The organism is Helicobacter pylori (assembly GCF_021062735.1).
Classification (GTDB): domain Bacteria; phylum Campylobacterota; class Campylobacteria; order Campylobacterales; family Helicobacteraceae; genus Helicobacter; species Helicobacter pylori_DN.
On sequence record NZ_JAHXLB010000003.1, the window covers coordinates 45,816 to 67,276 of the forward strand.

At 38.5% G+C, this 21,461-nt stretch carries 20 protein-coding genes; 3 read left to right on the forward strand and 17 right to left on the reverse strand.

What is annotated here, in order from left to right; all coding sequences use genetic code 11:
* Position 1: 1 nt before the first annotated feature.
* From aroQ to rpsO, 3 genes are all read right to left on the reverse strand, one after another.
* Positions 2-505 (reverse strand): type II 3-dehydroquinate dehydratase, encoded by a 504-nt coding sequence (aroQ, locus tag KX581_RS02345; RefSeq protein WP_000699284.1) that lies wholly within the window; start codon positions 503-505, stop codon positions 2-4.
* A 130-nt stretch (positions 506-635) separates the two neighbouring features.
* On the reverse strand, positions 636-1,925 hold the full coding sequence (locus KX581_RS02350) for an O-antigen ligase family protein (RefSeq protein ID WP_120871746.1): 1,290 nt from the start codon (positions 1,923-1,925) through the stop codon (positions 636-638).
* 29 nt (positions 1,926-1,954) lie between these two features.
* Positions 1,955-2,227: a 30S ribosomal protein S15 gene (rpsO, locus tag KX581_RS02355; protein ID WP_001207130.1), complete on the reverse strand. Its 273-nt coding sequence runs from the start codon at positions 2,225-2,227 to the stop codon at positions 1,955-1,957.
* A gap of 134 nt (positions 2,228-2,361) precedes the next feature.
* On the opposite strand from rpsO, the gene flhA reads away from it, so the two are divergent.
* Positions 2,362-4,563: a flagellar biosynthesis protein FlhA gene (flhA, locus tag KX581_RS02360; RefSeq protein WP_001262895.1), complete on the forward strand. Its 2,202-nt coding sequence runs from the start codon at positions 2,362-2,364 to the stop codon at positions 4,561-4,563.
* Between the two features lie 30 nt (positions 4,564-4,593).
* Positions 4,594-5,637, forward strand: a complete 1,044-nt coding sequence (locus KX581_RS02365; RefSeq protein WP_231175485.1) for a DHH family phosphoesterase — start codon at positions 4,594-4,596, stop codon at positions 5,635-5,637.
* Positions 5,638-6,431: 794 nt separating this feature from the next.
* Here KX581_RS02365 and hsrA read toward each other — a convergent pair.
* Positions 6,432-7,103, reverse strand: a complete 672-nt coding sequence (gene hsrA, locus KX581_RS02370; protein WP_001264984.1) for a response regulator-like transcription factor HsrA — start codon at positions 7,101-7,103, stop codon at positions 6,432-6,434.
* Positions 7,104-7,443: 340 nt separating this feature from the next.
* Positions 7,444-8,556, reverse strand: coding sequence for a metallophosphoesterase (locus KX581_RS02375; RefSeq protein WP_231175486.1), 1,113 nt, complete (start codon positions 8,554-8,556; stop codon positions 7,444-7,446).
* A gap of 199 nt (positions 8,557-8,755) precedes the next feature.
* Here KX581_RS02375 and acs point away from each other — a divergent pair, with 199 nt between their 5' ends.
* Positions 8,756-10,744 (forward strand): acetate--CoA ligase, encoded by a 1,989-nt coding sequence (gene acs / locus KX581_RS02380; protein WP_231175487.1) that lies wholly within the window; start codon positions 8,756-8,758, stop codon positions 10,742-10,744.
* Between the two features lie 107 nt (positions 10,745-10,851).
* Here the strand turns inward: acs and KX581_RS02385 are convergent, their stop codons facing one another.
* From KX581_RS02385 to KX581_RS02440, 12 genes are read right to left on the reverse strand one after another with little or no spacing between them, the layout of a single operon-like run.
* Positions 10,852-11,292, reverse strand: coding sequence for a ribosome maturation factor RimP (locus tag KX581_RS02385; protein WP_000162226.1), 441 nt, complete (start codon positions 11,290-11,292; stop codon positions 10,852-10,854).
* Positions 11,285-11,620 carry a 30S ribosome-binding factor RbfA gene (gene rbfA, locus KX581_RS02390; protein ID WP_000991176.1) on the reverse strand — a complete coding sequence of 112 codons (336 nt, stop codon included), beginning with the start codon at positions 11,618-11,620 and terminating at the stop codon, positions 11,285-11,287. The genes KX581_RS02385 and rbfA overlap by 8 nt, the downstream gene beginning before the upstream one ends.
* Positions 11,620-14,460: a translation initiation factor IF-2 gene (gene infB, locus KX581_RS02395; RefSeq protein WP_180629166.1), complete on the reverse strand. Its 2,841-nt coding sequence runs from the start codon at positions 14,458-14,460 to the stop codon at positions 11,620-11,622. The genes rbfA and infB overlap by 1 nt, the downstream gene beginning before the upstream one ends.
* Positions 14,457-14,711, reverse strand: a complete 255-nt coding sequence (locus KX581_RS02400; protein ID WP_231175488.1) for a DUF448 domain-containing protein — start codon at positions 14,709-14,711, stop codon at positions 14,457-14,459. Before KX581_RS02400 ends, infB begins: the two co-directional genes overlap by 4 nt.
* On the reverse strand, positions 14,698-15,579 hold the full coding sequence (thrB, locus tag KX581_RS02405) for a homoserine kinase (protein ID WP_000261723.1): 882 nt from the start codon (positions 15,577-15,579) through the stop codon (positions 14,698-14,700). Before thrB ends, KX581_RS02400 begins: the two co-directional genes overlap by 14 nt.
* Before the next feature lie 53 nt (positions 15,580-15,632).
* Entirely contained in the window at positions 15,633-16,106 is a 474-nt protein-coding gene (locus tag KX581_RS02410; RefSeq protein WP_001916905.1) for a tRNA threonylcarbamoyladenosine biosynthesis protein TsaB, read from the reverse strand.
* 21 nt (positions 16,107-16,127) lie between these two features.
* Positions 16,128-17,015 carry a UDP-3-O-acyl-N-acetylglucosamine deacetylase gene (gene lpxC / locus KX581_RS02415; protein ID WP_180629168.1) on the reverse strand — a complete coding sequence of 296 codons (888 nt, stop codon included), beginning with the start codon at positions 17,013-17,015 and terminating at the stop codon, positions 16,128-16,130.
* Positions 17,012-17,599, reverse strand: a complete 588-nt coding sequence (gene minC / locus KX581_RS02420; protein WP_219025824.1) for a septum site-determining protein MinC — start codon at positions 17,597-17,599, stop codon at positions 17,012-17,014. Before minC ends, lpxC begins: the two co-directional genes overlap by 4 nt.
* A 2-nt stretch (positions 17,600-17,601) precedes the next feature.
* Positions 17,602-18,924, reverse strand: a complete 1,323-nt coding sequence (locus tag KX581_RS02425; RefSeq protein WP_231175489.1) for a M23 family metallopeptidase — start codon at positions 18,922-18,924, stop codon at positions 17,602-17,604.
* Positions 18,925-18,933: 9 nt separating this feature from the next.
* On the reverse strand, positions 18,934-19,878 hold the full coding sequence (locus tag KX581_RS02430; protein ID WP_220904941.1) for an outer membrane beta-barrel protein: 945 nt from the start codon (positions 19,876-19,878) through the stop codon (positions 18,934-18,936).
* An 8-nt stretch (positions 19,879-19,886) separates the two neighbouring features.
* Entirely contained in the window at positions 19,887-20,744 is an 858-nt protein-coding gene (locus KX581_RS02435) for an outer membrane beta-barrel protein (RefSeq protein WP_180629172.1), read from the reverse strand.
* Complete coding sequence (locus KX581_RS02440; protein ID WP_231175490.1) at positions 20,734-21,456, reverse strand: hypothetical protein; 723 nt, start codon at positions 21,454-21,456, stop codon at positions 20,734-20,736. Before KX581_RS02440 ends, KX581_RS02435 begins: the two co-directional genes overlap by 11 nt.
* Positions 21,457-21,461: the final 5 nt, after the last annotated feature.

A 21,461-nucleotide genomic window follows, 5' to 3' on the forward strand; every position in this document is an offset into this window, starting at 1 on the left:
TTTATTTTTGATTGTTAATGGGGTTATTAGGGTTGTTTTTTTGGGCTTCTTGGAACGCTTTCATTTCGGCTAAAATATTGACCATCGCCATTAAAGCCATGTTGTAGCCAAGCGGGCCAAATCCCATGATCACGCCTCCACAAGCCGCTCCAGTGTAAGAATTTTTCCTGAATTCCTCTCTGGCTTGAATGTTAGTGAGATGCACTTCAATAACGGGTTTGCCCGCTAGCATGATCGCATCTGCAATCGCAATAGAAGTGTGCGAAAACGCTCCAGGGTTAATGATAATCCCCTCATAATCGCTGCCCACGCTCTCTTGGATTTTATCAATGATTTCGCCCTCAAAATTGGTTTGAAAAAACTCTAATTCCACATCTAAATTGCCTTGTTTCACGAAAGTTTGCATGATTTCATGGATTTGGTCTAAGGTTACCATGCCATAAAGTCTTGGGTCTCTGTGTCCTAACATGTTTAAATTAGGCCCTTGAATCACTAAAATTTTCATTAATTTATTTCTCCTTGTTGAATATGGAATGAAACCGCATTATAGCATAAGTTTTTATCTTACCCCTTAAATCCCCCTAAGAACGCATTGTCAAGAAACTACCGCTTGACTAGCGTTAAATTTTTTGATGCTAAAAAGCACTTTTATCCTTTTTTAAAAAAACAGCCATCATGACCATTCCTACAAAAAAACTTCCCGTAATGAAGAAATCAAAGGGGTCAAACCCGATGCCAAAAATGAGATAAAAAGTGAATGCCGTTAATATAAAGAATGATATTAAAGAATTTTGCTTGATCCCACTCCAAAAAATCTTTACAACCGCTAATAAAAAAAAGAGCCAGATCAAAAAGCCTATGATCCCCCTAGTGGCTAAAATGTGAATGATTTGATTGTCATACCTTTCATAACAAAGAATCAAATCTTTTGCCCTATAAGACTTTGATAAGGATAAAATCTCTTCTAACCTCTGGCATTTCTCGCTAGCGGCCATACCAAAAAAGGGCCTTAAACGCAAAACCGTTAGGGCTTCTTTCCAGCGCTCCAAACGCCACCCGATACTGCTATCAGCGTCCTTTTTAGCGTAGCGTTTCAAATCTTCTTCAAAGCTTTGGTTTTGAACCCTAGATTGCTCTATTGCCCCCTTTTTTTCTAAAGCGTTACTCCCCATATACAAAGCGCTCAAAACAAGACTCACAACCACCATATAACCCAATGGTTTGAGCGATTTTTTGGCGTATAAAATAAAGCAAGAAAGGATTAAAAAAGTAATAACAAAAGCGATTGTTGCACTTCTTGTAGCGCTTAAAATAACGACTAAAAACCCCACAAAAACAGAAAGGGTGAAAAAATTTTTTTCTTTTTGATTTTGCGAATAGAGCGCATAAATATAACAGCCTAAAATGGACACGCTCACTAAAACCACATACTCCTTAACCGTGCTAAACCCTTGCGCTCTGGGCATGTTAAAATAAATTTTTTGCACCAATGAAAGCAAGCCGTTGGTGAAATTTGCCACAGCCATGCTATAAAAAAGGATTTTTTGATTCAATTTGATTCTTAAACAACTGGCAAAAAGCAAGCATAACGCCCCGCAAGCGTAAGTTAAGGACATGTTTAGAGCGAATAAATTGTAGCGGAAAGTTTGGCTATCATACATGTTAAACATGTTAGGGAAGATGCTTAAAAACACGCCCAAAAAAGCCAGAGTGAGCCATTTAAAAGGCATGGTTTTTAAATGATTAATCGTGAAGATTTCTTTCAAAGACGCTTGGAAATAACACCTAAGAAACAAAAAAACCATTAAAACAATCAATAAGACTTGAGTTAAAGGCTTTTTAAACGAAGTGAGAAAAAAAAGGGCAAAAATCAGAGTGAAAACAGAGTCCGCACTAAAAAAGGCCTTCAAACGCTCTTTCAACACAAACTCGCCACACCCTAAAACCGATAAAATTATCTGTCTTTAATGCCTAACTTTTCAATCAAAACCACATAACGCGCATGGTTAGTGCGTTTGATGTATTTCAACAAGTTGCGTCTTTGAGCGACTAATTTTAAAAGCCCTAAACGACTGGAATGATCTTTGGGGTTAGCCTTTAAATGCTCGGTTAAAAGCCTGATCCTTTCATTCAACAACGCCACTTGCACTTCACAAGAACCCGTATCGTTTTCCTTAGTAGCAAACGCCTTAATGATTTCTTGTTTTTTCTCCAGATTCAAAGCCATAACGACCTCCTAATTGGTAATTTAATAAAGATCGCATTATAGCGTAAAATAAGCTTTTTTGTGTCATACTTTTAAACTTTGTATTATAATAAGAGACAAACACACCTACCAGATTAAGGCATTGATTTTAGATTATGGCAAACGAACGCTCCAAATTAGCTTTTAAAAAGACTTTCCCTGTCTTTAAACGCTTTTTGCAATCCAAAGACTTGGCCCTTGTGGTCTTTGTGATAGCTATTTTAGCGATCATTATCGTGCCGTTACCGCCTTTTGTGTTGGATTTTTTACTCACGATTTCTATCGCGCTATCGGTGTTGATCATTTTAATTGGGCTTTATATTGACAAGCCGACTGATTTTAGCGCTTTCCCCACTTTATTACTCATTGTAACCTTATACCGCTTGGCTTTAAATGTCGCCACCACTAGAATGATTTTAACGCAAGGCTATAAAGGGCCTAGCGCGGTGAGCGATATTATCACGGCGTTTGGGGAATTTAGCGTGAGCGGGAATTATGTGATTGGCGCGATTATCTTTAGTATTTTAGTGTTAGTGAATTTATTAGTGGTTACTAATGGCTCTACTAGGGTTACTGAAGTGAGGGCACGATTTGCCCTAGACGCTATGCCAGGAAAGCAAATGGCGATTGATGCGGATTTAAACTCAGGGCTTATTGATGATAAGGAAGCCAAAAAACGGCGCGCCGCTCTAAGCCAAGAAGCGGATTTTTATGGCGCGATGGATGGCGCGTCTAAATTTGTCAAAGGCGATGCGATCGCTTCTATCATTATCACGCTTATTAATATTATTGGAGGGTTTTTAGTGGGCGTGTTCCAAAGGGATATGAGCTTGAGCTTTAGCGCTAGCACTTTCACTATCCTAACCATTGGCGATGGGCTTGTAGGGCAAATCCCTGCTTTAATCATTGCAACAGCGACCGGTATTGTCGCCACTCGCACCACGCAAAACGAAGAAGAGGACTTCGCTTCCAAACTCATCACACAGCTCACCAATAAAAGCAAAACTTTAGTGATTGTGGGGGCGATTTTATTGCTTTTTGCCACCATTCCTGGACTCCCTACCTTTTCTTTAGCGTTTGTAGGGACACTCTTTTTGTTCATCGCATGGCTGATTAGCAGGGAGGGAAAAGACGGATTACTCACTAAATTAGAAAATTATTTGAGTCAAAAATTCGGCTTGGATTTGAGCGAAAAACCCCACAGCTCCAAAATCAAACCCCACACCCCAACCACAAGGGCTAAAACCCAAGAAGAGCTTAAAAGAGAAGAAGAACAAGCCATTGATGAAGTGTTAAAAATTGAATTTTTAGAATTGGCTTTAGGCTATCAGCTCATCAGCTTAGCGGACATGAAACAAGGGGGCGATTTGTTAGAAAGGATTAGGGGTATTAGAAAAAAGATAGCGAGCGATTATGGCTTTTTGATGCCTCAAATTAGGATTAGGGATAATTTACAGCTCCCCCCAACGCATTATGAAATCAAGCTTAAGGGCATTGTGATTGGTGAGGGCATGGTGATGCCAGATAAGTTTTTAGCCATGAATACCGGTTTTGTGAATAAAGAAATTGAAGGAATTCCTACTAAAGAGCCGGCTTTTGGAATGGACGCTTTATGGATTGAAACTAAAAATAAAGAAGAAGCCATTATTCAAGGCTATACTATTATTGATCCAAGCACCGTTATTGCGACACACACCAGCGAATTAGTGAAAAAATACGCTGAAGATTTTATCACTAAAGATGAAGTGAAATCCCTTTTAGAGCGCTTGGCTAAAGACTATCCTACAATTGTAGAAGAGAGTAAAAAAATCCCCACCGGTGCGATCCGCTCAGTCTTGCAAGCCTTGTTGCATGAAAAAATTCCCATTAAGGACATGCTCACTATTTTAGAAACGATTACCGATATTGCCCCATTGGTTCAAAACGATGTGAATATCTTAACCGAACAAGTGAGGGCGAGGCTTTCTAGGGTGATCACTAACGCTTTTAAATCTGAAGACGGGCGTTTGAAATTTTTAACCTTTTCTACCGATAGCGAACAATTTTTGCTTAATAAATTGCGAGAAAATGGCACTTCTAAGAGCCTGTTGCTCAATGTGAGCGAATTGCAAAAACTCATTGAAGTGGTCTCTGAAGAGGCCATGAAAGTCTTGCAAAAAGGGATCGCTCCGGTGATTTTGATCGTAGAGCCTAATTTAAGAAAAGCCCTTTCCAATCAAATGGAGCAGGCTAGGATTGATGTGGTCGTGCTAAGCCATGCTGAATTAGATCCTAACTCTAATTTTGAAGCCTTAGGCACGATCCATATTAACTTTTAATGGATAAATAATTAATAAAAAAGGAGAATGATGCAAGTTTACCACCTTTCACACATTGATTTAGACGGCTATGCATGCCAGCTTGTTTCAAAACAATTTTTTAAAAATACCCAATGCTATAACGCTAATTACGGGTGTGAAGTCTCAGCGAGAATTTATGAGATTCTAAACGCGATCGCTCAATCTAAAGAGAGTGAATTCCTTATTTTGATTAGCGATTTGAATTTGAATTTAAACGAAGCGCAGTATTTGCAAGATAAAATCCAAGAACACCGCTTGCAAAATAAAAACATTCAAATCCAGCTTTTGGATCACCATATCAGCGGTAAGAAAGTGGCTGAGAGTTTCCATTGGTATTTTTTAGACACGAACCGTTGCGCGACTAAAATCGTGTATGAATTTTTGAAAAAGCATTACGCTATTTTAGAGCCAAAAAACACAGCATGGCTAGAGCCTTTAGTGGAAATGGTCAATTCTGTGGATATTTGGGACACGCAAGGTTATGGCTTTGAATTAGGCAAGGTGTGTATGCGCATGATCACTCAAAGCTCTGAATTGAACCGTTTCATGTTTGATGATGAAAACCGCGATTATAAATTAAAGCTTTTAGAAGAAGTTAAAAACTATTTGTTTTTAGAAAATGCCCCTGTAGCCTATGATAACGATTTATTCAAACTTAAAAAAATCGCTCTAGGGGGCGACCCGGATACAGAAACGATGGACAATATCTCTTCAAACGCGCAAACGCATTTGCTCTCTTTAAAAAAGCATGATTGCAGCGTTTATTACCAAGATAAAAAAGGGTTTTTAAGTTATTCTATGGGGGGTATTAGCGTGTTGGCTAACCTTTTTTTAACGCAAAATCCGGATTTTGATTTTTATATAGATGTGAATTCTAAAGGGAATGTGAGCTTAAGAGCGAATGGGAATTGCGATGTGTGCGAACTCAGTCAAATGTGTTTTAATGGGGGAGGGCATAGGAATGCGAGTGGAGGCAAGATTGATGGTTTTAGAGAGAGTTTTAATTATAGGGATATTAAAGAACAAATTGAAGAAATCTTCAATAACGCTTAAAACTAAGCTGTTTAGAAAAAGCTAACAAAAACTGAAAAGAGTTTAAAAACTCTTTTTAGAAGGTTTAAAAATTTTCATCCCATCGTTTTATAGCAAAAACTCATTTCTTTAAGGATAGAAGATATTTTAAAATAATTCTCCCCCTATCAAATCTCCAACTAAGTCCCCTAACCCCAAAAAACCGCTTTTTTAAAAAACTATCGCTTGCTTAAAATCAAGCTCTTTTAATCATTTGATTGTAAAAAACGCTTTTTTAGTATTTTTAGGTTTTTTAAATTATCATCACGCCAACGCAAATAATCATTTTAAGTTATCTCTCTATTTTATTGTTTTTTTGTTGCGGGTATTTGGAGCATGTCAGGGTTTGGGGTAATAGTGAGCGGCTATCTTAAAAAGGAGATGACCAACTATGAAACTACTATTAGCAATCATAGTTTTAATGGTTCTCACAACGCCACTATACTAAAATTTTAGTGCAAGCTAGGGTTTAGCTAGCGTTTTCTTTGTGTATTTTTCTTGTATCCCATAAAAATCCCACAAAAATAAGACTTTTTCAATATCCAATGAAAACGGAGCCAAAGTTTGTATTTTGATAAATATTTAAATCCATGAATTGATACGAATTTATTTGAGTGTTTTTTTAACCAAAATACCCTACTGATCGCAGATAAAATGATTATGCCCCCTAACTAAACACCAACACGATATGAGTGTCTCTATTATCGCTATTAAAATATTTGATTTTACCCACTCCACACTCTCATTCTAATCTATTTTTTAGCAAACCACGGAATTTACTCTTCACACGCCGGTTTGGGGTAGCAAAAACGATAGCCTCTGCGCCTTACGGTTTCAACCGTGGAAATCCCCAAGGGTTTATCCATTTTTTGGCGGATTTGATTGATAGCCACTTCAATGACATTAGGGGTAACCATTTCAGGCTCTTCCCAAATAGCGTCTAAAAGCTGTTCTTTGGAGACAATCTGATCCCTATGTCTGGCAAGATGGGTCAGCACTTCAAAAGGCTTTCCTTTCACTTCAACTTCACGCCCCTTGTAAATAATCTTTTCTTCATCAGGGCTAATGGTCAAATCCCCAATTTCAATCACATTAGAACCCCAAAATCTCAAACGAGCCTCAATCCTTGCGACTAAAGCCTTAATGCTGCGGTAAGGCTTAGCGATATAATCGTCCGCGCCCTGCTCAAACGCATGGACTTCTTCTTCGCTTGTAGGGTTATCAGAAGAAACTAAAACAACAATAGAAGAATGCTTTTCCTTGATTCTAGAAACAAAACTTAAAGCGTTTTTATCGCTAACCATAACCAAGTCATAGTTCCTAATATCCATAAGATATTCCCCATCCTCTAAACTCTCTGTTACATCAGCCATAAAGCCTTTAACATTTAAGCCCTTTTCAATTTCTCCACCCAAAACAGAATTTTTTTCAATCAGTAGAACGCGCATGGTGTATGACTCCCGCATTTAAGAGTAATTCAAGCACTGATTATATCATAATTTTAAATTAGTTTTAAGAAAATATTAATAAAAGTTATCGCTTGATTAAAATCAAGCCCTTGGTTATTGGTTGTAAAAATACCTTTGAGCGTTTTTATGGATAATTTTTAAAATCATTTGCTAAAAATCACCATTTTATTGTATAATTACAATCCAACCATTCCTTATGGTTTGGTTGGCACCGCTTAAGATTGAAGGGTCACCTCCCCCTCCTTTCCCTTTGTCTTGGCGGTTGTTTTTTAACTCCTTGTTTTTAACCGCTTGATTACGATTTTAAGATTTTGTTCAACTAAGCTTGATTTTTAGGTAAAAGCCTAAGGTATGCGATCTCGCTAGGGGCTAAAAACCTTAAAGGAATCCCCCAATACCCTGCCCCACTGCTCACATAAATTTGAGTGGTGGGGCTGTGCTTGTATAAACCATGTAAATAGGTTTGCGCCAACTTGACTAAAAGGCTAAAGGGAAAGATTTGCCCTGCATGGGTATGCCCTGAAAGGACTAAATCTACAGAGTGGCTTTCTTTGAGACTTCTGATTTGTTTGGGCTGGTGGGCTAAAAGGATTGTGGGCTGACTCTCATTGCGCTTTTTTAAAGCTTTGTCAATATCAGGGGCAAAATTTTGACGCTTCCTTGCGAAATAATCATACACACCGCACAAATTGATCCCCCCTAAATGCACGCACTCATTCCCTAAAATCGTCAAATTAAGCGTGTTAAGAAACGATAAAATCGGCTCTATGCCATGATAATACTCATGATTTCCTGGCACATAAAAAGTGCCATGCGTGCTTTTAAGGTTATTTAAAGGCAGTAAAAAAGATTTGACTTTTTCAATGCTTTCATCCACTAAATCCCCCCCAATCAGCACCATATCCACTTCTTTTTGATTGACTTCTTCTACAATGTAATCAACAAAATCTTTTTGCAACAAACTCCCCACATGCATGTCTGTGAGTAAAATAATCTTTAATTCTTTATCCAGCTTATCCAAATAAATAGGGGTTTCTTTGATTTTAGGGCGGGCCAACCCTTCATAAAACCCGCGCCAAAAATACCCTAATAACGCCAGATAAAACCCTAATTTTAAAAAGTTTTTTAAACTTTTACGCCTTGAGTGCAAAAAATCTATTTTTTCTACAGAGTAAGAAAACCCGTAAAAACTTAAAGAAAGGATAAAAATAATAAAAGATACAAACGAACACGCTGAAGTCAAAACAAACAAATGGCTAGGCATAGCATTTCTATAAAAAGCAAAAGCCGTCTCGCCTGCACTCAAAAGGATAAAAAACCCCAAATAAGCGTATTGAGAGATTTTTTTTAAGGTTAAAAACGACTTCAACATCCTAAAAGAACTATAATTCAAAAGACACAAAACCAATAAAAACGCTATGGAGATCAGCATACCACCCTTTTTGCAGTCATAATGTTTTGGCTATATTAGCATATTAACGCTAATGCTCCCTTTAGGTTTCATCTTGCTATTGTTTCCTTTTTTATCAGTCTCAATCCCCACAGAAGGAGAAAAGTATACCTCCCTTTAAAAGAGTGTGAGTTTGGATACAATAATAAAAATGCGCTTAAAGCCATAGAAAGGAGATATAATGCAATTAGACAATGATTCAGAATTCGCTAAAAAAATCTTTAACCCTAACAGGGTGTTTGCCAAGCAAGCCAGGATTAAAAACATGTGCGAATATAAAGATTTAGTGCATGAAGCCAATGAAGATTATGAACATTTTTGGGGCGAGTTAGCCAAGCAAAAACTCACATGGTTTAAACCTTTTGATAAGGTTTTAAACAGCGATAACGCCCCTTTTTTCAAATGGTTTGAAAACGGCAAAATCAATGTTTCTTACAATTGCATAGATAGGCATTTAAAAGACAAAAAAAATAAAGTGGCGATCATTTTTGAAGGGGAGATGGGGGATTATAATGTCATCACTTACAGAAAACTCCACTCTGAAGTCAATAAAACAGCTAACCTTTTAAAAAACGAATTCAATGTCAAAAAAGGCGATAGAGTCATTATCTATATGCCTATGATTGTAGAAAGCGTTTATATGATGCTCGCATGCGCTAGGATTGGAGCGATCCATAGCATCGTTTTTGCTGGGTTTAGCCCTGAAGCCTTGAGGGATAGGATCAACGACGCTCAAGCTAAATTAGTTATCACAGCGGACGGGACTTTTAGAAAAGGCAAACCTTACATGCTCAAGCCAGCCCTTGACAAGGCTCTAGAAAATAACGCCTGCCCTAGCGTGGAAAAAGCGCTCATTGTGATACGAAACGCCAGAGAGATTGACTATGTGAGAGGGCACGATTTTGTCTATAATGAAATGGTCAATTACCAATCCGATAAATGCGAACCTGAAATGATGGACTCTGAAGATCCTTTATTCTTGCTCTATACAAGCGGATCAACCGGAAAACCTAAAGGCGTTCAACATAGCAGTGCAGGGTATTTGCTATGGGCACAAATGACGATGGAGTGGGTTTTTGATATTAGAGATAACGATAATTTTTGGTGCACCGCTGATATTGGCTGGATCACAGGGCACACTTATGTGGTTTATGGGCCTTTAGCTTGTGGGGCGACGACTTTGATACTAGAAGGCACGATGTCTTATCCGGATTATGGGAGATGGTGGAGGATGATAGAAGAATACCGAGTGGACAAATTCTACACTTCCCCCACCGCTATAAGAATGCTGCATGCTAAAGGCGAAAACGAACCCTTAAAGTATAATTTAGACTCACTCAAAGTTTTAGGAACGGTAGGAGAGCCCATTAACCCTACGGCATGGAAATGGTTTTATGAAAAAATCGGTAACTCAAAATGCAGTATCGTGGATACTTGGTGGCAAACAGAAACAGGCGGGCATATCATCAGCCCTTTACCGGGAGCTACGCCTATAAGGGCCAGCTGCGCGACTTTACCTTTGCCTGGAATCCATGCAGAAGTTTTAAACGAAGACGGCACCAAAACAAAGCCCGGAGAGCAAGGATTTTTATGCATCACTAAGCCATGGCCTTCTATGGTAAGAAACATTTGGGGCGATGAAAAACGATACATTGATAGCTATTTTTCTCAGATCAAGTTGAATGGGGAATATGTCTATCTCTCTGGAGATGGCGCTATCGTGGATGAAAACGGATACATCACTATTATTGGGCGCACAGATGATATTGTGAATGTGAGCGGGCATAGGATTGGCACGGCTGAAGTGGAGAGCGCTATTTCTAAACATGAAATGGTGGCTGAATGCGCGGTAGTGGGTATCCCTGATGCGATTAAAGGAGAGGGCTTATTTGCGTTTGTGGTGCTGTGCGATGGGGCTAAATGCAATCTTGGCGAGAGTTTAGAATTGTTAAAAGAAATGAATCATATCTTATCCGTTGAAATTGGAAAGATCGCGAAATTAGACAATGTCATGTATGTGCCGGGTTTGCCTAAAACCAGGAGCGGGAAAATCATGAGAAGGCTTTTGAAATCCATCGCCAAAAAAGAGCCCATTACTCAAGATTTAAGCACGCTAGAAGATGTGAATGTGGTTAAAGAAATAATGAGCATCGCTCAAATGGAGGAGTAAAATCTAAAAAATGCTTTTTAGCGTTTTTTAGCCAAATAATGAGAGTCCAATTTCAATCCAGCGATAATCTCTTATAGGGTGTGCAAACGCTACCGATTAGCGTTATTTCACCACTCAAAAAGCGTTTTAACTTTCTTTAAATCTTTATACTCCACGCTTTTGATAGCGTGATCCTCTAATTCAAAATCCGCGCTCAAATCGTTAGCGTCTTTAAGGACGGCTTGAAAGCTTTCTTTATTTGTGAGTTTGACCTCCACTTTTTCGCCTAAAGAAAGCTTGAAGTGTTTGGGGGTTTTAAGCGTTCTTTCTAACCCCATGGAACTCACTTCCAAAATATAAGCGTCTTGAATAAAATCGCACACATCTAATAAGGGCGAAATGATCTCGCTCACTTGTTGGCAAATGTCCAAACTAACCGCTCCATTAGGGTTTTTAAGGCTCACCCTTAAAACATGCTGCTCATTTTCTTTAATCAAACTCACATCATAAAGCAAATAACCCAAGCTTTCAATCACGCCCTCTATTTTCTCTTCTATTTTTTTAGTCATTATCTTTCCCTTTAGCGATTTCATTAAATATGGCGTCTAATCGGAGTTGCTTTTCTAAGCTATTGTCTGAAACAAAACTGAGTTTTGGGCATTTAAACCACCCGCTCGCCTGCAAAACAAACTGCCTGATAAGACCCTCAGCTTTTTTCAATTTAGAAAGGATTTTATGATCTTGTGAAAGCACAAACACAAAAGCGTGGTGCTTCCCTTTAGAGCATTCCACTTTAGTAACGCTCAAAGAATTCAACTCGCTGTCGTTCAAGCTCGCTAAAGCCTCTTGTAATAATTCTAAAAGATTGGATTCTAAGCGTTCTTTATGAGCGTTCATCAGAGGGTTCTTTTTTTATGGATTTCTTTATAGGTTTCAAACACATCGCCCACTTTAATCTCATTATAATTTTCTAGCATGATCCCGCACTCATAGCCCTTAGAAACTTCTTTCACATCATCTTTAAAGCGTTTCAAAGAAAGGATTTCGCCGGTATGAACCACCACGCCATCCCTAATCAAACGCGCCTTAATGCCACGAGCGATCACCCCATCGCTCACCACACACCCGGCTATCGTGCCAACTTTAGGGATATTAAAGGTTTCTCTCACTTCCGCTTGCCCGGTATGCTCTTCTTCAATAATAGGACTCATCAAGCCTAATAACAGCGATCGCATTTCTTCAATCAAGGCATAAATCACCGTGTAAGTTTTAATGCTCACATTGTATTCTTTAGCCTTATTTTTCACATTACCGGTAGGGCGGATGTTAAAGCCTAAAATCACCGCATGCTCACTGCTAGAAACTAGGCTTAAATCATTCTCAGTAATGCCCCCCACCCCTGAGTGGATCACTTGGATCGCCACTTCTTCGTTATTAAGCTCCAACAAGCTGTTTTTAATGGCTTCTAAGCTTCCTTGCGTATCCGCTTTAATGACTACAGGAATATTTTTTAATTCCTTATTAGCGACCATTTCTGAAAGCTCATCAAAAGACACTTTAGTGCTTTTACTCAGTGCTTTTTGGCGTAAATAAGTCGCCCTCTTTTGAGCCTGCAAGCGCGCGATAGAATCGTTTTCTACCCCTATTAAAACAGATCCCGCAGGCGGCACTTCGCTCAAGCCCGTGATGAGAGCCACCATAGAGGGTTTTAAATTTTGAATGCTCTTGCCTTGATCATCAGTCATCGTTCTTACTTTACCAAACGCCGTTTCGGCAAAAAAACTATCCCCCACACTCAAAGTCCCGCTTTGAACAATCACAGTGGCCACTGCCCCACGCCCTTTTTCCACGCTTCCTTCTAAAACAACCGCTCTAGCGCTGCCCTCTTCTATGGCTTTTAATTCCATAATATCCGCTTGGATAAGAATGGTTTCTAATAAATTGTCAATGCCATCGCCCGTTTTAGCCGAAACAGGGATAAACTCATGCTCTCCGCCCCAATCCACAGGGTTATAGCCAAGCTCAGCGCATTCGGCTTTGAGTTTGTCCGGATTCACATTAGGCTTATCCATTTTATTCATCGCAAAAATCACAGGCACATTAGCGGCCTTTGCATGCTCTAACGCTTCAATAGTCTGCTGCTTCACGCCATCATCAGCCGCTATCACAATCACTGCAATATCTGTAACTTGAGCCCCACGATTACGCATCTGGCTAAAGGCTTCATGCCCTGGGGTGTCAATGAAAGACACCCACTTATCATTTTTTTCTACCATGTAAGCACCAATGTGCTGAGTGATCCCCCCAGCTTCCGTGTGAGCGACTCTTTTATCACGGATTTTATCCAATAGTGAAGTTTTACCATGATCAACATGCCCCATGATAGTAACCACAGGCGGGCGCTCTTTTTTCACCCCCTCTAGCACTTCTTCTACTTCAAATTCTTCTAAAGTGTTTTGAACAGAAATTTCTAAATGGAACTCTTCGGCTAAAATTTCTATGCTATCCTTATCCAAAAAGTCGTTTTTAGTTACCATAAGCCCTAAATTAAAGAGGGTTTTAATCACATCAGCCAGATTCAAATTCGCTTTTTGCGCGAATTCATAGACGCGCACTTCTTCAGGGATTGCAATTGCGCTTTGGATCACTTTTTGGCTGTTATCGTTACGGAATGCACGCTTTTTCTTGGATTGTCGTTTGATCCCGCTTTCATTCATCCAAGGGTTTTTCCTTTGGACGCGCACCCTGTCGTTGATATTTTGGCGCGCTTCTTTTTCTTCTTCTTCCTTATTGAAATTATCTTGTTCATGCAAATCAAACAATAAGATTTCATCGGTTTCATCATCATAAATATCATTGCCCTTAAAATCCCTCGCATCGCTCAAATCAATTTTATGGGATTTGTTGTTTTTGGCGGTGGGGGTGGCTTTGGGCTTACTGGGTTTTTTAACTTTTTTAGCCTCTTGTTTGTCTTTTTCTTGCCATTCTTTTTTAATGTCTTCAAAAATAGCCGCCGCGCTTTGAGTGGGTTTTTTGCTTTCTGTTACGCTGTTTTCAATTTCATTTTCTGTTTCATCGTTGCGTTTAATCACCCTAAAACCGGTGCGTCTTTTAATGTTTTCATGGCGTTTGATCTCTTGCTCTTGCTTTTTAACTTCGCTGATTTCTTTTTTAGCGTTATTAGCGTTATTGGTGCTGTTAGCGTTGTTAGTGTTGCTTTGGGTGAGCTTGTTTAGGGCTTCTCGGCTTTTTTGGATTTCTTGGAGTTTTTGCTTGGCTTTTTCTATTTGAGAGTGGCTAACCACTTTAGGGGTGTTTTCTATAGGGGGCGTTTGGTTTTCAAAAGTGCTGACAATCTCTATCCCTCCCTTCTTTTTAGCAATAGGCGTGGGAGCTTCTTTTTTCTTTTCTTTAGTTTTTTTGGGCTTTGGCTGGCTTTTTTCTTCTTTTTTAGGCGTTTTGGAAACCTTTTTGTTAAGAGATTTAGACGCTACGGCTGTATTCAAATCGTCTTTATTGTCTTGTTCAGGATTTTTAGCGGGTTGATTGGCTTGTATTTGTTCTTTAATGCCATCCACAATGTATTTGTATAGCTTGCCGGCTTGCTCTGGGGTCATTTTAGAATTTGTCTTAAGCTCTAAACCAATGTCTTTGGCTTGCTCGATCACATTTTTAAGCTCTTTTTGGGTCTTACCAAGCTCGGCTAAAAATTCTTTTAAATCAACCATACCACTCATGCTATGCTTCTCTCCTTAATCCAAGTAATGATATTTTTAACATCTTTTGGGGTGTTCTTCATTTTTGAAACCGCTTTCAACAACTTTTTTTCTCCATTTTTCAAACAATTTTCACACACATAAAAACTACGGCCTTTGCCATCAAATTCCATGATTTGATTGTCAAAGCTTTTTAAACGCAACAAATCCTTTTGAGGTTGGCGCATTCTGCACGCCACACACATGCGGATTTTAATTTCAGTCTTTCTCAATAAGGACTCCATCATTATCAAAATCTAAAACCGCTACCCTAAATTTAGGGAATTTCTTGCTCAAAACCTGCTTTAATTTAGGGGCGTCCTCTTCATAACACATGTTAAAAAACGACGAACCGCTCCCTGAAAGCGTGCTCATTAGGGCGTTATTTTCTAAAGCGAGCTTTTGGATCGCAAACAACACGGGATAAGTTTGCATGCGCTTATATTGATGCATCCTGTCTTTAGAGCAACAACGCAATAAATCCCACTTCCCTTGCACAATCGCCATCGTCATCAAACTCGCATGCGAAAGGTTGAACACGCTTTCTTGCACGCTGTAACGCTTGGGCAAGAGGTGGCGCGATTGCTTGGTAGAAATGGCCCTATTAGGGATCACCATCACCGCTTTTAAAAAAGAAGGGATTTTGGTTTTTAAACTTATCACTTTCTTTTTTTCCACAAACGCTGCATTATACCCCCCAAACACCGCCGGGGTGATATTATCCGGGTGGTTTTCATAAATTAGAGCGGTATTGAGAATGTTTTCTCTATCAAAATCAAACCCTAAAAACGCAAACGCTGAAGCGACAGCCCCCACAATCATCGCCGAGCTAGACCCCATGCCCCTTGTAATAGGGACTTTATTATGCAATAAAAATTTAAACGAGCCGTCATTCCCATGCTTTTTTAAAATCTCATAAAACACTTTAGTGAAAATATTGTTGGTTAAAAACTTAGGGATCCCCTCACCCTCCCCAACCAATTTCACCGCATGGAAACTGCTAGGCTCAATAAAAAACCGATTGCGTAAATTCAAACTCAAACCCAAGCAATCAAAACCGGGGCCTAAATTCGCACTCGTTGCAGGAACACTCACTACCAAATTTTAAATCCCTATTGTTGATACCCTTTCATTTTTAAAACTAGCATTATACACTAAATAGGAGGCAAAATGTAAAACGGCGTGTTCAATTGAGTGAATTTATCTTTCTCTAAAAAAGAGGGCAACATGAAATCTTTTGGTGCAATTTTCAAATCTTTAAAATCGGTCAAGCTTTCCCTTTCTTTTGAAACAAAGTATTTATTGGCATACGCCAAAATGGGCGTGTTGTCGTTAAAATCAAAGCCTGTGGTTGAATAGAGTTCAAAGTCATGGATTAAAGCCAAAGTGTGTAAGAAAACATGCGTGAGCTTTAGGCTAGTGAAACTCCCTGGCCCTTTAGCGTAATAAACCCCTTTAATCGCCGGTAAAGTAGGGTTTTTAAAATCTTTGAATAATTGTGAAAAAACTTCCACTAAAGCTTCACTTGTTTTTGATTTGGAAGTGTAAGAAGCGCATAAAAAATTGTTTTGATACACCCCAAGCAAAACCCCCTCGCCTAAAGAGATAAGCACTAAATCCAATTCCAAAAATAAACCCTAATTTTAGGATTAAGCGAAAGCCTTTTGCAACACAAATTCTTTAGCCGGATCTGTAGCGATCAAAACTTCGTAATTTTTAGCGTCCGCTAAAATGACTTTAACCAACATGGAATTGAGCTTATGACTCCCTGAAAAAGAAGTGTATTTGCCCATCACAGGCATGCCTAAGACCATTAGATCCCCCATAGCGTCTAAAATCTTGTGGCACACGAATTCCTTTTCGTATCTCAAGCCCTCCTTATTCAAGATGCTGTTTTCATCTAACACGATGCAATTATTCAAGCTCCCCCCTTTAGCCAAACCAATGGATCGCAAGTAATTCACTTCTTGCAAAAACCCAAAGGTACGGGCTTTAGCGACTTGCTCTTTGTAAGCGGTTTTACTAAAGACGAAATGATGGGCTTGCTTAGCGATAACCGGATGGTTAAAATCAATCGTGAAATTCAAAGAAAGCTGGCTGTCTGGCTCAATTTTAACGAATTTATCGCCCTCTCTAACCTCAACGACTTGCTTGATTTCCATCACCTTTTTAGGAGCGTCTAATTCTTTAATCCCTGCTTCATCTAAAAGCATGCAATAAGTCAAAGCACTCCCATCCATGATAGGGATCTCTTCGTTATCCACAGAGATTTTAAGATTGTCAATGCCATACGCATGGATAGCTGAAAGCAAATGCTCAATCGTAGAAATTCTAGCGTTATCCTTACCCAACACGGTTGCCATTTTGGTATCCACGATGTTTTCAGGTTTTAAGGGGAGCTTCACGCCCAAATCAGAGCGGTAAAAAACAATGCCTTGATTTTCTCCTAAAGGCTCTAAAACAAGCTTCACAGGAATGCCCTTGTGCAAGCCTATCCCTACTAATTCCACAGAGTGGTTAATGGTTGTTTGTTTCATAATACTTCCTTTATGTCTAGTATATCGTCATTTTTAGTGATTATTTTAATATTTTTATTTACCAAAAGCCGTTCAACCTCTTTTAAAGATAAAATTTTATTTTGAAAAACGATTTGAGCGCTCTTGACTTCTTTCAAAATCAAGCACTCTCCAAAGCACACAATCGCCCCTTCGCAAACCCCATAAACCGACACACAGCCCTCTGAAATAATCTTCGCTCCGTTGTGGATATTCCCCAAAAAAATAAGGTGATTAGCGCTATAAATCTCTTCCCCACTCCTAATGTGGCGCTCATAAATCGTTGTTTTAGGTTCTGTTTTAGGGTTATTGGGTTTTGAGTGATCAGTCTCGTCTTTTAAAGACATGGTTTTGATATGACGCCCGTTTAAAGTGCGATTCGTTTCTAAAAATAAAAGCTGGTGTTTGTGCAAAATGGCTTTGACTTCTGGTTCAATATCATATTTAAATATAATAAGAAAATATTGCAAAAGGGCATGGTTTTTTTCTAAAAATTCCATGACCGCTTCAGGATCTTGCTTTTCAATTTCAAACGCATGCACATTTTTTTGATTGGTTTTTAACATGACTATCCTTTCATTAAAAGCCGTTTGGCTTGCTCTATGGGGGTGATGATATTGGTTTTTATCCATTGCTCATTAAGCCATTCATTGGGCCGGACAAAAACCCCTTGCAAAAGCATCCCTAAATGCAACCCGCTCCCTAATTTCAAACCACTACTCCCCACGCTTTCATCATCTTTTAAATGCGCTAAAAAAACGCACAAACCTAACCCATAGCAATTGATTAAACTATTACCATAAAAATCTAATTCCCCCTTAAAAACCCTCTTTACCGATGGATCAAACGCTAAAGATAAATCCTTACTGGGTATCAAATCCACCCCTAAATGCAAGAATTTAAACAACACCTGATTGTCCTTTAAAAACCGCCGATTTTCTAAAAAATTGCTTATCATTTTAAAAGGCCCATTCAAGGGTTTTAGCGCTTGAAAATGGGAAAAATCCTTATAAAAACCCCCTTGATCTAAAGCGATCTTTTGGATTTTTTCTAAATCTTTTAAGCGCGCGTTGGAAAATATTTCTAATAAAGTTTGCTCAGTGTGATTTTGAAATTTTTCTTGCTGTGCAATCTTATCTTTTAAGGCGTTTAAGTCTATATCTTTTTCCCTCACATGACGGGTTTTTCGCTTGAGTAATAAAGGGGTGGTATTAGAGTTATAAGCTTTATCTTTAGCGACAATGAACGCCTTAAAATCCTTATTTTTATAAGACCAAGGCACTAGAGCGATAAAAACATTACGCTGTTTGAATTCTACAAGCCTGAAAGCTTCAAAATCCTTTTTTTTGACGCGCACAAACGCTTGAGACAAATTCTTATCCAAAGCTTCAAAGACAACTACCGCGCTCCCTCCATAAGCGATGCTTGGGGAGCGGGATAAAACTTTAATGGAAGGTTTTATCGTATCAATACACACTTCTTGTTTGAAAGACGCCTTATTGCCATTGAAAAAATTAGCATAGCTCCAATCATTAGCTTTAATTTCATATAAAAGGCACTTGTCTTCTAACCCCATGATTTCAGGCCTAATTAAAGGCACTTCTAAAGACTTGGGTTTATCCAATACCAGATTTTCTTTTTCATAAAGAATCAAATTATCTTGTGTGGTTACTTTTAAATCATAGCGTTTGATGCCCTTTGGGGCTGCTATTTTAATCTTAATGGGTTTTTTTAAATCCCAAAAAAGCGCTTCATTATTATTATTGAGCGCATCCTCTTTGCTATTCAAACTAAAACTTAAAGCTTTGGTTTTTGTGATTAAAGCGTTAAAAATCAAATAACCCCCTAAAATTAAAACGACTAACGCTAAAATTTTAAACCTTAACTCCAAAATCAAGCCTTAAAAAATGAACGCATAATTCACTAATAAAAAACTGGATCGCTTGAACTGGTTGTTAGCTGAAATCAACAATCGTTCATTATCTTCTTTATTTTGATAGAGCGCTCCCTCTTCCACTCCCATTCTCAAATAGCTAATCGGTAATTTGGTGCCAATCTCTAAGCGGTGTTTCCTATAAAGCGTTAAACTCACGCCCACATTAAAAGTATAATCCACTTCAATTAAAGATTTCCATAAAAAATTAGGGCTTGAATAGCCCCCCACCACCAAATTCCTCCCGTTTTGATTAGGCTTGTCTTGATAAAGCATAAGCCCTATCCCAAAACCCGCATAAACGCCTAAAAAATGCTTTTTAGTTTTAAAATCTAAAGGCATATCAAACAATAAATCGGTATTGACAGCCCCTAAAACATAAATAAACGAGCCTACAGATTGCTTGCTTGCATCCTCTTTTAACACCCCTCCCCCAAGCAATAAATCCCCATAAAATCGTGTCCCAAAATAAGGCACAAAGTATTTTTGATACCCGAATTTAACGCTAATCATAGAAACAGGAGCGTTAATCTTAATATTGTTTTTAAACGCGCTAGAGGCATTCGCGCCATATCTGTCTAACATTTCCCCTTGATAAGACAAGTTAAGTTCCCCATAAGCATACCCACCCCCTAAAAAAACCCCGCTCTTATCATCGGCTATGGAAAAAGATTTGAGTAATTTTTTTCTTTTCTTTGAAGAAATCTTTGGGTAAGTTCGCTCTAAATATTCTTCTTCAAACTTATCCTTATCCATCTCTTTGGGCGAAACCCCTTTTTCGGTGAGCTGTTGCTTTAAATGGTTTATTTTTTCGTCTAATTGTTGGTTTTCTTCTTCTAAATTGTCATAATCTGTCGCTTGAAGTCCCAGTATGAGCGCGATATAAATCAAACCATATTTAAATTTCAACATTTTAGCCTTTACAATAAATAGTTGTAACTAATATAATAAATATTAGTGCTTTTAAAATAATATAAAAAAGTTTGCGAGGTTTCTTTTAAGGGAGGCATTTTTAAGGCTAATTCAAAGCGGTGTTTGAGATTAAGCGTCATGCTCACCCCTAAATTTAACACTAACCCAAAGGCGTTAGGCTGTGAATACCCTTTAATCTCTTTTAAATTTTGATACATCCCATTCCACCCCACTCCAACGCCTCCAAATATCCCTAACGCAAACCTTTTTTCTTTGTCAATAGGCTTATCCATCAACAAATCAATGTTCAAGCTTGCGGTTTGATAAGAGGCTAAAGAATCGCTTTTAAACCCTTTCATCGCCCCCCCTAAATACTCCCCATAAAAGCGTAAGGCGCTAATCCCGTTAGCAAAATACTTTTGATACCCGCTCCTTAAGCCATACAACAAAGGAGAAGCTTGAATATTGCTTAAAGGTTCAAACTTCTCATAAGAATGAGCGCTAACCCCTATATCGCCAAGAATCACGCCTATAAAAAAACCGCTCTTATTTTTAGCCATTTGTTGGAATAAGAGAGATTCATTTTTTTCATGCAATTCCCCTTTGAGCATGTAAAGTTGGCGTTTTTTCTTATGGATTTCTTCAAGCAGGCTTTTTTCATCAATATTCTTTTTAGCTTCCTTGTTTTCTTCAAACTCTAGCGTTTGAGTGTGTTTTTCTTCCAAAAGAATGGGAGCGTCTTTAGAGGTATTTTCTTTAATCATGTTTTCTTCAGTCATATTCTCTTGAGCCGTATTTTCTTCAGCACTCAAACCCAATATAAAACCAAAGCATAAAATAAGATTTCGTATTTTTTTAGAACACATATTGATACCCAATGCTTGCTATAGCTCCCCACCAAGTCTCTTTTGAAGAATTAGATTGCAAAAAAGGGAAATTATTTAAAATTTTAAATTCAAATTCAATGCGGTTTTTTTCTGACACCGTTAGAGCCAACCCTGCGTTAAAAGACATCCCCCATTCCGCCGTATAATTCACCCCATGCGCTACAACCCCTAAACCTAAACCCATATAACCCCCCATATAAAGGTATTTTCCCACAAAAGGTAAGGGAATGTCCAACAAAAAATCCCCATTCAGCATAACCGATTGAAACCCCACGCTCCCAAAGCCCGCTTTTTTAGGAGCCCCTCCATAATATTGGATATAAATACGCCTGCCAATGATATTTGGCTTGACCAAGCGTGCAAAAAACGACGGCCTGAAAGTTTGATAGCCAAAACGCAAGCCGTAAGCGAACAAATAATTTAAAATATTCCCGGTGATGCTAGAGCTATTGGTTCTAACCATGATTTCATGGTTATAAAAAAACCCGGTATTGATCCCTAAAATAAGCCCGCTTTTAGCGTTCGCCCTTTTTAAGTCTCTGATCAATTCTTCAACTTCTTTATCTTCATAAGCTTTATAATACTTGATATATTTGTAATATTTCGGGTCTAGGGTATCATAATCAAGTGCACTCAATCCCGTATAAAACCCCATTAAAGACCATAAAATAACATGTTTTTTAAGACCCAAAATCG